This is a genomic window from Streptomyces sp. NPDC059994 (assembly GCF_042737755.1).
Lineage (GTDB): Bacteria > Actinomycetota > Actinomycetes > Streptomycetales > Streptomycetaceae > Streptomyces.
Map to the genome: position 1 here is coordinate 1 of NZ_JBHWUR010000158.1, position 13,150 is coordinate 13,150.

Below are 13,150 nucleotides of genomic sequence, written 5' to 3' on the forward strand. Positions count from 1 at the left end.
GCGCCCCCGGACCCCGGGGAGGGGCTGCGCCCCTGCACCCCCTCGTGGCGGCTCCGCCCTCCGCACCCCTGGCGGGGCCTGCGGCCCCTGCACCCCGCTTACGGGGCTCCGCCCCGGCCCCCGCTCCTCAAACGCCGGAGGGGCTGGAAGTCCGAGCCCCGTTCCTTGCACGCCGAGGGGCTGGAAGTCCGAGCCCCGCTCCTTGCACGCCGGAGGGGCTGGAAGTCCGAGCCCCGTTCCTTGCACGCCGGAGGGGCTGGAAGTCCGAGCCCCGTTCCTTGCACGCCGAGGGGCTGGAGGTTCGGGCCCCGCTCTTCGCATGCCGGAGGGGCTGGGGTTCGGGCCCCTCTGCTTGCACGCCGGGGGCTGGAGGTTCCGGCCCCGTTCCTTGCACGCCGGGAGGGCTGGAGGTGGCGGTCTTCAGGGGCGCGGGGAACTGCGCGGCCTGCCCCCACCGGCCCGCGGACAGACGAGGGCGGGGCGCAGGGGCCGCAGGCCCCGCCAGGGGTGCGGAGGGCGGAGCCGCCACGAGGGGGTGCAGGGGCGCAGCCCCTCCCCGGGGTCCGGGGGCGCAGCCCCCGGGAAACCCGCCTCAACCCCTCCCCCACCCCCGGAGGGTTTAGGGAAGGGGCGGGGAGGGGCCCAGCCCGCCGCAGGCGCCCCACCAGCACCTGAACCCACCCACCACCCACCACCCACCACCCACCACACCCACCGACCGACCCAGGGACAAAATGACCCCGCACCTCACCGCCCCCGCCACCACCCCCGGCCACGCCGGCCCCCGTACCAACTGGTGGCAGGACGCCGTGATCTACCAGGTCTATCCGCGCAGCTTCGCCGACGCCAACGGCGACGGGATGGGGGACCTCGACGGCGTGCGCCACAAACTCCCGTACCTCCGCGACCTCGGCGTCGACGCCGTCTGGCTCTCCCCCTTCTACGCCTCCCCGCAGGCCGACGCCGGCTACGACGTGGCCGACTACCGCGCCATCGACCCGATGTTCGGCACCCTGCACGACGCCGACGCCCTGATCAGGGACGCCCACGACCTCGGGCTGCGCATCATCGTCGACCTCGTCCCCAACCACTCCTCCGACCAGCACGAGTGGTTCAAGCGCGCCCTGCGCGAGGGTCCGGGCTCGGCGCTGCGGAGCCGGTACCACTTCCGGCCGGGGCGCGGCGACGACGGCGAACTGCCGCCCAACGACTGGGAGTCCATCTTCGGCGGGCCCGCCTGGACCCGTACCCCCGACGGCGAGTGGTACCTGCACCTGTTCGCCCCGGAGCAGCCCGACTTCAACTGGGAGCACCCCGCCGTCGCCGACGAGTTCCGCTCGATCCTGCGGTTCTGGCTGGACATGGGCGTCGACGGGTTCCGCGTCGACGTCGCCCACGGGCTAGTGAAGGCCGCCGGGCTGCCGGACATCGGCGGCAGCGACCAGCTCAAGCTGCTGGGCAACGATGTCATGCCGTTCTTCGACCAGGACGGTGTCCACGAGATCTACCGCTCCTGGCGCCTCATCCTCGACGAGTACCCCGGCGAGCGCATAGCCGTCGCCGAGGCGTGGACGCCCACCGTGGAGCGCACGGCCCACTACGTACGCCCCGACGAGCTGCACCAGGCCTTCAACTTCCAGTATCTGGGCGCCCCTTGGGACGCGACCGAGCTCCGTGACGTCATCGACGTCTCGCTCGCCGCGATGCGCCCGGTCGGCGCGCCCGCGACCTGGGTGCTCTCCAACCACGACGTGACCCGGCACGCCACCCGCTTCGCCAACCCGCCCGGCCTCGGCACCCAGTTGCGCACCCCGGGCGACCGCGAGCTCGGGCTGCGCCGGGCGCGCGCCGCGACGCTGCTGATGCTGGCGCTGCCGGGGTCCGCGTACCTCTACCAGGGCGAGGAGCTCGGCCTCCCGGACGTCACCGACCTGCCCGACGAGGTGCGCCAGGACCCGTCGTTCTTCCGCGCGGAGGGCCAGGACGGGTTCCGGGACGGCTGCCGGGTGCCCATCCCGTGGACCGCCGAGGGGCCCTCGTACGGCTTCGGCGGCGGCGGCAGCTGGCTGCCCCAGCCCGCGTCGTGGGGGGCGCTCTCCGTCGAGGCGCAGACCGGCGACCCGGACTCCACCCTGGAGCTCTACCGTGCGGCCCTCGCCGCCCGCCGCGAGCACCCCGGCCTCGGCCCGGGCGACGCGGTCCGCTGGCTGGACGCGCCGGAAGGCGTCCTCGCCTTCGCCCGCGAGGGGTTCGTCTGTACGGTCAACCTCACCGGGGAGGCTGTGCGCATGCCCGCGCCCGGCAAGCCCATCCTCGCCAGCGTCAGTGGTGAAATCGCGCTCGACGGCGGCGAGTTCGTGCTCGACGCCGACACCACCGTGTGGTGGGCGGTGTGACCGAATCCGGGCCGCGCCTCGCCGACATCGCCTCCCAGGCGGCCGTCAGCGAGGCCACCGTCAGCCGGGTGCTCAACGGGCGTCCGGGCGTCGCCGACGCCACCCGGCAGCGGGTGCTCGCGGCCCTGGACGTCCTCGGCTGGGAGCGGCCCGCCCAGTTGCGCCACCGCAGCGCCGGACTCGTCGGCCTGGTCACTCCGGAGCTCACCAACCCCATCTTCCCCGCCTTCGCCCAGGCCGTGGAGCAGGTGCTCGCCGGGCACGGGTACACCCCGGTGCTCTGCACCCAGCTGCCCGGCGGGGCGACCGAGGACGAGCTGGTCGAGCAGCTGGAGGAGCGTGGGGTCAACGGCATCGTGTTCCTGTCGGGGCTGCACGCCGACACCGCCGCCGACCCCGCCCGCTATCTGGCGCTCACCGAGCGCCGGGTGCCGTTCGTACTGGTCAACGGGTACAACGAGCGCATCCGCGCGCCCTTCGTCTCGCCCGACGACCACGCGGCGATGGCGATGGCGGTGGGCCATCTCGCGGACCTCGGCCACACCCGGATCGGCCTCGCGGCCGGGCCGCTCAGGTATGTGCCCTCGCGGCGCAAGGCCGAAGGGTTCGCGGCCGCGCTGGGGGAGCGGTTCGGGCTGCGCGCCGAGGAGGCCGCCGCGTACATCGGGCACACCCTCTTCAGCGTCGAGGGCGGCCAGGTGGCGGCGGGCGCGCTGCTCGACCAGGGCTGTACGGGGGTGGTGTGCGCCAGCGACATGATGGCGCTCGGGGCCGTCCGCGCGGCGCGCGAGCGCGGGCTCGCGGTGCCCGCCGAGGTGTCGGTGGTGGGCTTCGACGACTCGCGGCTGATCGCGTTCACCGACCCGCCGCTGACCACCGTCCGCCAGCCCGTGCGGGCGATGGCGACGGCCGCGGTGGGCGCGCTGCTCGAAGAGATCCGGGGAAACCCGGTGCAGCGCACGGAGTTCGTGTTCCAGCCGGAGCTGGTGGTGCGGGGATCCACCGCACGCGTACGAGAGTGACCGGCCGGCGTTCACCGATGTTCTCCGCACGCATGGAAATGGCGTTGAACTGACCGCCCATGGCCTCTTTGTGACTGATTCTGGTTGAACAGTGCCATCGTGTCTGGACCAGGCGTTTTCTGGTCCAGACTGTGCCCGTGTTGGGGAATCTTCCAGCGGAGACCACGAGCTTCGTCGGCCGGTCGGTGGAACTGGCCACCCTGGACGGCCTGTTGCGGGGCCACCGGCTCGCCACGGTCACCGGACCGGGCGGCGTGGGCAAGTCCCGGCTCGCCCTGCGCGCCGCACGCGAGCGCCGCGCCTTCTGTCCCGACGGGGTGTGGTGGGTCGAGCTGTCCCCCCTGCGCGACGCCGAACTGCTCGCCGCCACCGTCGCCGACCACCTGGGCGTCACCGACCAGACCACCCGCACCGCCGCCGAGGCGCTGTGCGGCTGGCTCTCCGACAAACGGCTGCTCCTGGTCCTGGACACCTGCGAGCACATGGTCTCCGCCTGCGGCCACCTCATCGGGGAACTGCTGCAGACCTCGCCGGGGCTCACCGTCCTGGCCACCAGCCGGCAGTCCCTGGGCCGCCCGGAGGAACGTGTCTTCTCCCTCGCCCCGCTGCCGCCCGAGGGCGCCGCGCTCACCCTCTTCAAGCAGCGCGCCGTCGAGGCCGTGCCGCACCTGTCGCTGAAGTCCTTCGAGGACCCGGCCCGCGCCGCGGCCGCCGCGGCCGTCTGCCGCAGACTCGACGGCATCCCGCTCGCCATAGAACTCGCGGGCGCCCGGCTGCGGTTGTGGGGCGTCGAGCAGCTCGCCGAACGGCTCGACTCGCGCTTCGAGGTCCTCTCCGACACCCGGACCGCCCGGCTGCCCCGCCACCAGACCATGCGTACCACCATCGGCTGGAGCCACGAGCTGTGCGCCCCGCTGGAGCGGCTGCTGTGGGCCCGGCTCTCGGTGTTCGCCGGGAGCTTCGGCCTCGAAGCCGCCCAGGACGTCGCCGCGGGCGGCCCGCTCGCCCCCGAAGCCGTCGGGCCCGCGCTCGCGGGCCTGGTCGCCAAGTCCGTCGTACGGGCCAGGACGCACTGCGGCCGGGCCGGTTACCGGATGCTCGACACCATCCGCGAGTACGGCCGCCAGTGGCTCTGCGAACTCGGCGAGGAGGCGGCCGTGGCCCGGCGCCACGCCGAGCGCTGCCGCCGCCTGGCCCGCGCCGCCGAGGCCGACTGGATGGGCCCCGGCCAGGTCGAGTGGTACGAGCGGCTGGCCGCCGGGCACGCCGATCTGCGCACCGCCCTCGATCACCTGCTGGCCACCGACCCCGGCGCCGCGCTCGGCATGGCCTCCTCGCTCTGGTTCTTCTGGTTCTGCTGCGGGCACCTGCGCGAGGGCCGCGGCTTCCTGGAGCGCGCCCTCGCCCTCGACCCCGAGCCCGGTCCGCGCCGCGACCGCGCCGAGTGGGCGCTCGGTATGACCGCCCTCCTCCAGGGCGACATGGAGACCGCGCTGCGCCAGGGCCGGCGGTGCGTGAGCGCCGTCGACCCCGAGTCCCGGCTGCGCGCCGCCTATCTGCTCGGCGCCGCCATCCTGATGCCGGGCGACGCCGAGGGCGCCCTCGACGTGTGCACCCCGGCCATCGACGCGGCCGACGACGACTTCTCGCCCGGCCTCGCCCTGTGCGTGCTCGCCCGCGTCTACGCCCTCAACAACCTCGGCCGCTACCGCGAGGCCGCCGCCGAGGCGACCTGGCTGCGCGACCAGTGCGCGAGCCGGGGGGAGCGCTGGATGCGGGCGTACGCCGACTACATGCTCGCCGTCACCGCGCTGGCGCTCGGCCGCGCCACCGAGGCCGCCGAGCACGCCCGCGCCATGCTGGCCGGCAAACGGCTGCTCCACGACAGCTTCGGCATCGCCCTCGGCCTCGACCTGCTCGCCTGCGCGCTGGCCGCCCGGGGCGACGGTGAGGAGGGCGCCCTGGTCCTGGGCATCGGGCAGGAGTACTGGCGTACCGTCGGCAAGGCCCAGATGGGAGCGCCCAGGCTGACCGCCGTGCGCGAGGAGTGCGAGCGGCGGGCCAGGGCCGCCCTCGGGGACCAGGCGTACGACACCGCCTTCCGCCGGGGGGCGCGCGCCGGGCTCGACCAAGGCCTCAGCCATGCCCTCAAGGGTGATTTCGCACAGGGAAGTTGACCCGGGGCCTCCGCGGGCGGCCCGCGCGCTACGGTGTGGACGTACCCGCCGCCCGATCCGTACCACGCCCACCGGGGCCCGACGGCCCCACGGGGGATGCGCCGTGAACCCGTCCCACACCACCGTGCTGGTCGTCGACGACATCGACGCCAACCGCTACGCCATGGGCGCGGTCCTGCGGCGCGCGGGCCACCGGGTGGTGCCGCTGGCCACCGCGGCCGCGGCCCTGGTCGAGCTCGACACCCGGGTCAGGAACGGCGCCCTGCCCGACGCGGCCCTGGTCGACGTGGGCCTGCCCGACATGGACGGCTTCGAACTGTGCCGCCGCATCAAGGCGCACCCCGAGATCGCCACCATGCCCGTGGTGCACTTCTCGGCCGCGGCCACCACGCCGCGCGACCGCACCCGGGGCCTGGACGCGGGCGCCGAGGCCTACCTCGCCGTGCCCGTCGAGCCCGAGGAGATCCAGGCCGTCGTCCGGGCCGCCCTGCGCGGCGCCCGCTTCCGCCACGACGCCGACGCCCGCGCGGGCCGCCTCGCCCGCCTCGCCACCGCCACCACCGCGCTGTACGGGGCGAGTTGCCCCCAGGAGCTCGCCGACACGGCCGCCGCCGCGGTCACCGCCCTGATCCGCTGCCGGGCCGCCGCCTACGTCTTCGGCGCCGACGGCACGCTCCACGCGGGCGGCCCGGCGCGGGGCGAACACGCCGGCACGACCGCCGCGGTGGCCCCGCTGCTCCAGCGGGCCATGGCGGGCTGCGCCGGCGTCCGGTCGCGGATCGCGCCCGCGCCGCTGTGGCCCTCCGGCGTGCTGCCGACCGGCGAGGAGGACGGCGACGCCCGGCTGATGCTGGCCCGCAGCAACGCCGACCAGCCGCCGGTCTGTCTGGCCGCCCCCGTCCACGCCACCGGGAACCAGGACACCCGCGCCCTGCTCGCCCATCTAGCCGAGGCCACCGCGCTGGCCGCCGAGTCGTTGCGCAGCGCCGCCGAGGAGCGGCACATCGCGCTCACCCTCCAGCGCAGCTTCCTGCCCCAGCACCAGCCCCGGCTGCCCGGCGCCGACGTCGCCGTGCGCTATGTGCCCGCCTCCACCCGCGCCGAGATCGGCGGCGACTTCTACACCGCGCTGCCCACCCCCGACGGACTCCTCGTCGGGGTCGGCGACGTCGTCGGCCACTCGCTCGACGCGGCCACCGTCATGGTCGAACTGCGCCACGCGCTACGGGCGTACGCGACCGACGAGCGCGACCCGGCCGTCCTGGTGCGCCGCCTCGACCGGATGCTCCAGCTCTACCACCCGGAGGCCACCGCCACCCTCTGCCTCGCCCTCATCGACCCGCTGCTCGGCCGCGCCCGGATCGCCAACGCGGGCCACATACCGCCCCTGGTCGTCCCCGGCCGGGGCGAGACGGACTACCTCGACGTCCACGGCCCGCTGCTCGGCCTCGGCCTCGACCACCCGGACCCGTACCGCCACCAACTGGCCTCCGGTGACGTCCTGTTGATGGTGACGGACGGCCTCATCGAGACGCGCGGCACCGACCTCGCGCTCTCCATGGAGCGGCTGCGCCAGCTCGCGGCCGCGAACGCCCCGGGCGGCACGGGCGCCCTGTGCGACGCGCTGCTGAGCGCGTTCGGCAGCCGCGAGGACGATGTGGCACTGCTGGCCCTGCGGCTCACCGGTCTGGTGTGACGCGGTTCAGCCGAGCCGCTTCTCCATCAGCACGACCGCGTAGTTGCTGCCGCCGCCCTCCTTGAACGGCTGCTCCCCGGCCACCGCGTACCCGGCCCGCTCGTAGTAGGCGCGCAGCCCGGGGCTGGAGGCCTTGAAGTCCAGGCGGGACAGGGCGCGCCCGGCCGCCGCGATGCGCTGCTCGGCGTGGGCGAGCAGGGCCCGGCCGGTTCCGGCGGGCGCGAGCGTGCGGTCGGTCATCAGCCGGTGCACATAGCCCGCCTCCGGCGGCCGCACACCCCAGGCGGGCTCGTCCCGCCACCACAGCTCGTACGCCCCGGCCGCGCGGCCGTCGGCGGTCAGGGCGAGCCAGACCTCGCCCTCCTCGATCCGCAGCCGGAAGTGCGCCGTGTCCTTCTCGCCGGGGGCCCACTGGTCGATGCCGCTGCCCCGCATCCACCGCGCGGCCCCGTCGTACAGGCCGGTCAGCGTGGCGAGGTCGGCCTCGGAGGCGAGGCGGAAGGTGAGGCCCGGGGAGAGCGCGTCCGTCGGAGTCGTCATGGTGATCAAGGTACGGGGGCGGGCCCCGCGCTCACCGTACGGGTGCGGCTCGGCCGGAGCCGTCGGCGGGCGCGAGCGCCAGCAGCCGGGCCACCAGGTCCCCGAACGGCCCGTCCGCGGGCTCGTCCGCGAGCATCCGCAGCACCACCGCCGCCATCTCCGCGTCATAGGCCGCGCTCACCGCCGCCAGCGCCGCGAAGTCGTGGACCAGCTGCAACTCCAGCTCGGAGCGCGGGATCCGGCGCCCGTCCAGCCAGATCAGGGCCGTCGACTCGGCGAGGGAGACCCAGGAGCGCACCACCAGCTCCAGGCGCGCGGGCGGGTCCTGGACGCCCAGGTGGGCGAGGATCTGGAGGTACGCCGCGTGCCGGACCTCGTCGATCATGGCGTTGGCGGTGGTCGAGCCGCCCGCCGAGGCCGCGGGCCCGCCCCGCATCAACGCGGCGAAGCCCGGTCCATGGCCCTCGACGAAGTCGAAGAAGCGGCCCATCACCCGCAGCAGCCGGGCTCCCAGCGGGCCCTCCTGCGGCTCCACGAACCGGCACGCCAGCTCGTCGGCGGCCAGCCGCAGCGCCGCCTCGTACAGGCTCTGCTTGCCGGGGAAGTAGTGGTAGACGAGCGGCCGCGATATCCCGGCCGCCGCCGCTATCTCGTCTATGGAGACGTCGTCGGGGGAGCGGTGGCTGAACAGCTCCAGCGCGACTCCGATCAGCTGCCGCCTGCGCTCCTCGACGCCCATCCTGCGCCGCACCCCGGTCGTCATGCGAACAGAGTACCTACAGGTCGAGCACGAGTTTCCGGCCGAGGCAGCGCGATACGCAGATCAGCATCGAGTCCTGCCGCTCCGTGTCCGTGAGCAGCTCGTCCTGGTGGTCGATCTCCCCTTCCAGGACCCGCTGTTGACAGGTTCCGCAGAAGCCCTGCTCGCACGAGTACGCGAGGTCGGGCAGCTCGTCGCGGACCGTGGCGAGCACCGAGCGGCCCGCCGGGACCGTGAGCGTACGGCCCGTGCGGCGCAGTTCGACCTCGAAGGTGCCGAGCTGCGCGGTGCTCGCGCCGGGCGTGAACCGCTCCAGGTGGAGGGTGCGCCCCTCGGGCAGGGCCGCCGCCACCGCGTCCGTCAGCGGCTCGGGCCCGCAGCAGTACACCGCCGCGCCCTCGCCCGAACCCGCCAGGAACGCGGCCGCGTCCGGCAGCCCCGCCTCGTCCTCGGCGACCACCGTGACGCGCCCGCCCGGCGCCCCCAGCTTCTCGATCTCGTCCAGGAACGGCATGGTGGCCCGCGACCGCCCGCCGTACAGCAGCCGCCACTCGGCGCCCGCCGCCTCGACCGCCCTCAGCATGGGCAGAATCGGGGTGATGCCGATGCCGCCGGCGACGAACGCGTACGACGGAGCCTGGGCCAGCGGGAAGCGGTTGCGCGGTCCGCGCACGACCAGCTCGGCGCCCTCCCGCAGCTGCTCGTGCACCTCGCGCGAGCCGCCCCGCCCGCCCTCGATCAGCCGGGTGGCGACGGTGTACGTGGCACGGTCGGCCGGGTCGCCGCAGAGCGAGTACTGGCGGATGAGCCCGGACGGCAGCACCAGGTCGAGGTGGGCGCCCGGCCGCCACTCGGGCAGCGGCGTGCCCGCCGGGGGTTCCAGCCGCAGCAGCGCCACGCCCTCGGCGGGGACGGCCCGTTCGGCGACGGTGAGCCGTAGCGAGGGCGCCCGCCGCCCGCCCTGCCCCGAGACGGGCGTCTCCAGCGCGGGCATCGGCCACAGCGGGGACGCGGCGATACGGCGGCGCACCGCCCGCCGCACCAGCAGCGCCGCCCCGGCCGCCAGGACCACGGACCTCGTACGCGGCATGTCAGCGGCCTCCGTTGGCGCCGGGCGAGCTCGCCAGATAGGCCACGGCCTGCGCGGTCGAGCCCTCCTGCGAAGGGTGGTACGTACGGCTGAGATAGCGCGGGATCGAGCGCGCCATCGCGGCGGCGGTGGGCAGCGTGCCCTGCCGTCCGGCGCGCAGGAAGTCCCGGAAGGTCGCCCGGCCGTCCAGCAGCGAGGGGTCGTTCTCCATGAAGAACCGGGCGCCGCGCTGCCAGAGGAAGACCAGCGCGGTGAACGCGGTCGCCCAGGTCCGGGCCCGCCGCCGGTAACCGCCGTCCACGTGCATGAACAGGTCGAAGGCGACCGACCGGTGCTCGACCTCCTCGGCGCCGTGCCAGCGCAGCAGGTCCAGCATCACCGCGTCGGCGCCACGCTTGTCCAGGGAGTCGGCGTTGAGGATCCAGTCGCCCAGGAACGCCGTGTAGTGCTCGATCGCCGCGATCGTGGCGACCCGCTCCATCAGCCACCACTCGCGCGCCCGCCCCGGCGATGGGCGTACCACCCACGCGTTCAGCAGTGGGGGAGTCCGGTCGCCGAGCAGCTTCTCGAAGAGCCAGTCGACCTGCGCGGTGTACGGGGTGGGGTCCAGCCCGAGCGCCTTGAGGTGGGGGAGCACGTCGTCGTGGGCGGCCGAGTGGGTGGCCTCCTGCCCGATGAACCCGATGACGTCCTCGCGCAGCCGCTCGTCGCGGATGTACGGCAGCACCTGCTTGTACACGTGCACGAACCAGCGCTCGCCCGCCGGGAGCAGCAGGTGCAGCACATTGATGGTGTGGCCGGTGAACGGGTCGCCCGGGATCCAGTGGAGCGGCGTCTTCTCCCACTCGAACGAGACGTTCCGGGCCTTGAGCTCTATGTGCTCCGAGACCACCGGAGCGGGCTGCGGCGTATTAGACATGGCGTCAATGTACTGACGGGTAGGCGTCTGGCAACAGGGTGGTGCGAGGAGTTGTTCGTACGGAACCGGTCACCGGGGTCCACGGGTTCAGCGCAGGGCGGCGACCCGGGTCCCGTCCGCGAGGCGGCCTTCGAGCTGCGCCCGGGCGTCCTCCTGGGTGCGCACGGCGAGCAGATGGCCGCGCTCGGAGGCGTCGACGCCGCCGGAGACGGCCACCCGGGACAGGTCCTCGCTGCCGGCCGCCAGCACGTACCAGTGCCCGCCCCGGGACTTCCACAGCACCCCGGCGAGCACACGCGGCTCGTGCGTGCCGCAGGCGGCGCTGTTCTCGGCGCGCGCGGCCACCGCGCCCGCCGTGGCCTTCCCGCCGCCCGGCGCCTGGAACTGGGCGAGCACCCGGCTGTCCGCGCCGGACCAGGTGTCGGCCCGGGTGCACAGCCAGGCGGCCGTGCCGTTGGCCTCGGGCAGTTGCTGCCTGGCGAACTGCCAAGCGTTCACGGTCCGCACGCCGTGCGAGCGCACGGTCGGCAGCAGACACGCGGTACGGGCCCAGGCCTCGCGGGCGGCGGTGCCGGTGACGTCCTTGGGTGTGTCCGGCGGCCCCCAGGTGAGCCGGGCGGGCGCGAGCTCCCCGAGGTCGGTCAGCAGCCGCCCGGCTGAGCCTTCGCGGTCCTCGCGCAGTTGGAGCACGTCCCAGGAGGTGCAGTCGCGGGCCTGGGCGGGCGAGACCAGCGGGGAGGTCACGCCGTCCCGGTCGCGGGGGAGCGGGCGGGGCGCGGCGGACGGGTCGAGCAGGTCCCGTACGGCCGCCTCGCGCACCCAGGGGGCGGTCAGATAGCGGACGTTGCCGTCGGTGCGGCCGACCACGAGCGCCCCGGCGGAGGCGGCGTCGGCGCCGTCCACGCGCGCGAAGTCGAGCGCGGCGCCGGAGGTGCCGTCCACCGGCTCCGCGTACCGGGCGACCCGCAGGCCGTCGTAGAACAGCACGACCGAGACCCGGTCGACGCGGCCCGCGTACAGCAGCTGGGGCGCGCCCATCGGCGGCCCCGACGGCGTCTCCGGCGTGGCCGAGACCTGCACGGAACGGCCCGGCCTGGCCCAGACGGCGAGCGCGCGCCGCAGCAGCGCGGAGTCGCCGGTGAGGGAGCCCCGGGCGGGCCAGACGGAGAAGTCGGTACGGGCCGAGGTGCGCCACACGGCGCCGTCCACCCGGACGACCCGCGCCGGGTCGAGGGCGGCCTCGGCGGCGGGATTGCGGGCGTACGAGGGTGCGGCCGCCCCGTCCGGCCCCCAGCCGTCGCCCGGGAGCCCCAGGAGCGTGCCGCAGACCGCGAGCGCGGCGGCGGCGACGAGGGCGGCGCGCAGGTGCTGGCGGCGGCGCATCAGGTCGGTGGGCCGGGCCTGGAGGGAACAGGGGTCGAACTCGGCGGCTTCGAGCAGCGCGGCGCCGTCGCCCGGGTCTCCCGCCTCCTCGACGGCGCCGTCGGGGTCCTCGACCCCGAGGGCATCGAGCTCTCTCCGCACCTCGGCGTCACTGAGCCGGTCCAGGCCGCGCAGCACGAAGGCGGCCCTGGCGGGCCCGCTGAGCGCGGAGAGCCGCTGGTCCAGGGTGAGTTCATCGGCCCCGCCGGAGCGGGGGAACAGCCGCAGCCCCCACACCTGCGGCAGCACCGGCGGCAACTGCGCCCGCTTGGGCCAGGCCCGCCGCCGCAACGGCAGCCCGGCCTCCAGCGCCTGCCGCACGACCTGCCGCCGCACGAACCCGTACCCCGGATCCCCGCGCCGCGGCGCCGGAATCGCGGCCTCGGCACCCCCGTGCTTCCTGGGCAGCGACCGCTGCACCAGCGCGTGCGCGGTCAGCACCCGCCGGTTGCGCCCGAGGGAGGGCGGCAGCACGAGATAGGCGAGCCGGGTCAGCCGGGGATAGTGCTCGACGAGAGCGGCTTCGGCCTGCTCGATGCCGATGGGGGTGGGGCGGCTGAGGATGTCCTGGGGCGGGGCCACGTTCAGCAAAACGAGCGAATCGTGGGATGGTCACCGGGGCGCGGGTAGCGGGTTCGTCCGCGGGCCCGCTGGGGGCGCGCCCCTTTCTCGGCCCGGTGTCTGTCTGCGGGCTGGGTGGTGGCTGGTCGCGCGGTTCCTCGCGCCCCTTTTGGGCCCGGTGTTTGTCTGCGGGTGGGCTGTGGTTGCGCGCGCAGTTCCCCGCGCCCTTTTCGGCCCGGTGTTTGTCTGCGGGTTCGGTGGTGGCTGGTCGCGCGGTTCCTCGCGCCCCTTTGGGGCCCGGTGTTTGTCTGCGGGTGGGCTGTGGTTGCGCGCGCAGTTCCCCGCGCCCTTTTCGGCCCGGTGTTCGTCTGCGGGTTCGGTGGGGGTTGCTCGCGCGGTTCGTCGCGCCCCTTTTGGGCCTGGTGTTCGTCTGCGGGTTCGGTGGTGGCTGGTCGCGCGGTTCCTCGCGCCCCTGAAGGCAGAACGGGGCCTGGCCGCATTTCAGCCCCTCGGGCGTTTGAGGAGCGGGGCAGGGGCCGCAGGCCCCGCCCTTCAGGGGCGCGGGGA

9 protein-coding genes are annotated in these 13,150 nt (G+C 74.9%); 4 read left to right on the forward strand and 5 right to left on the reverse strand.

From position 1 onward, the window contains the following. Positions 1-734: 734 nt before the first annotated feature. The 4 genes from ACFWA7_RS37850 (at position 735) to ACFWA7_RS37865 (ending at position 7,291) form a co-directional block, all read left to right on the forward strand. Positions 735-2,396, forward strand: a complete 1,662-nt coding sequence (locus ACFWA7_RS37850) for a glycoside hydrolase family 13 protein (protein ID WP_385827682.1) — start codon at positions 735-737, stop codon at positions 2,394-2,396. Beyond that, positions 2,381-3,418, forward strand: a complete 1,038-nt coding sequence (locus ACFWA7_RS37855; RefSeq protein ID WP_385827684.1) for a LacI family DNA-binding transcriptional regulator — start codon at positions 2,381-2,383, stop codon at positions 3,416-3,418. Before ACFWA7_RS37850 ends, ACFWA7_RS37855 begins: the two co-directional genes overlap by 16 nt. Positions 3,419-3,555: 137 nt before the next feature. Beyond that, complete coding sequence (locus ACFWA7_RS37860; protein WP_385549381.1) at positions 3,556-5,595, forward strand: ATP-binding protein; 2,040 nt, start codon at positions 3,556-3,558, stop codon at positions 5,593-5,595. Between the two features lie 103 nt (positions 5,596-5,698). Then, positions 5,699-7,291, forward strand: a complete 1,593-nt coding sequence (locus tag ACFWA7_RS37865) for a SpoIIE family protein phosphatase (protein ID WP_385827686.1) — start codon at positions 5,699-5,701, stop codon at positions 7,289-7,291. 6 nt (positions 7,292-7,297) lie between these two features. On the opposite strand, the gene ACFWA7_RS37870 is transcribed toward ACFWA7_RS37865, so the two are convergent. The 5 genes from ACFWA7_RS37870 to ACFWA7_RS37890 all read right to left on the reverse strand — a co-directional run bounded on the left by ACFWA7_RS37870 (position 7,298) and on the right by ACFWA7_RS37890 (position 12,613). Beyond that, positions 7,298-7,831: a GNAT family N-acetyltransferase gene (locus ACFWA7_RS37870; RefSeq protein WP_385827688.1), complete on the reverse strand. Its 534-nt coding sequence runs from the start codon at positions 7,829-7,831 to the stop codon at positions 7,298-7,300. A 31-nt stretch (positions 7,832-7,862) separates the two neighbouring features. Beyond that, complete coding sequence (locus ACFWA7_RS37875; protein WP_385549390.1) at positions 7,863-8,594, reverse strand: TetR/AcrR family transcriptional regulator; 732 nt, start codon at positions 8,592-8,594, stop codon at positions 7,863-7,865. 13 nt (positions 8,595-8,607) lie between these two features. Beyond that, complete coding sequence (locus ACFWA7_RS37880) at positions 8,608-9,681, reverse strand: PDR/VanB family oxidoreductase (protein ID WP_385827690.1); 1,074 nt, start codon at positions 9,679-9,681, stop codon at positions 8,608-8,610. A 1-nt stretch (position 9,682) separates the two neighbouring features. Beyond that, on the reverse strand, positions 9,683-10,600 hold the full coding sequence (locus ACFWA7_RS37885) for a metal-dependent hydrolase (protein ID WP_385827692.1): 918 nt from the start codon (positions 10,598-10,600) through the stop codon (positions 9,683-9,685). A gap of 87 nt (positions 10,601-10,687) precedes the next feature. After that, positions 10,688-12,613 (reverse strand): hypothetical protein, encoded by a 1,926-nt coding sequence (locus tag ACFWA7_RS37890; protein WP_385827694.1) that lies wholly within the window; start codon positions 12,611-12,613, stop codon positions 10,688-10,690. Positions 12,614-13,150: the final 537 nt, after the last annotated feature.

Coding starts and splice junctions, on each gene's coding strand:
- ACFWA7_RS37880 (WP_385827690.1), bottom strand. CDS start 9,681: ATGCCGCGTACGAGGTCCGTGGTCCTGGCGGCCGGGGCGGCGCTGCTG.
- ACFWA7_RS37850 (WP_385827682.1), top strand. CDS start 735: ATGACCCCGCACCTCACCGCCCCCGCCACCACCCCCGGCCACGCCGGC.
- ACFWA7_RS37870 (WP_385827688.1), bottom strand. CDS start 7,831: ATGACGACTCCGACGGACGCGCTCTCCCCGGGCCTCACCTTCCGCCTC.
- ACFWA7_RS37885 (WP_385827692.1), bottom strand. CDS start 10,600: ATGTCTAATACGCCGCAGCCCGCTCCGGTGGTCTCGGAGCACATAGAG.
- ACFWA7_RS37875 (WP_385549390.1), bottom strand. CDS start 8,594: ATGACGACCGGGGTGCGGCGCAGGATGGGCGTCGAGGAGCGCAGGCGG.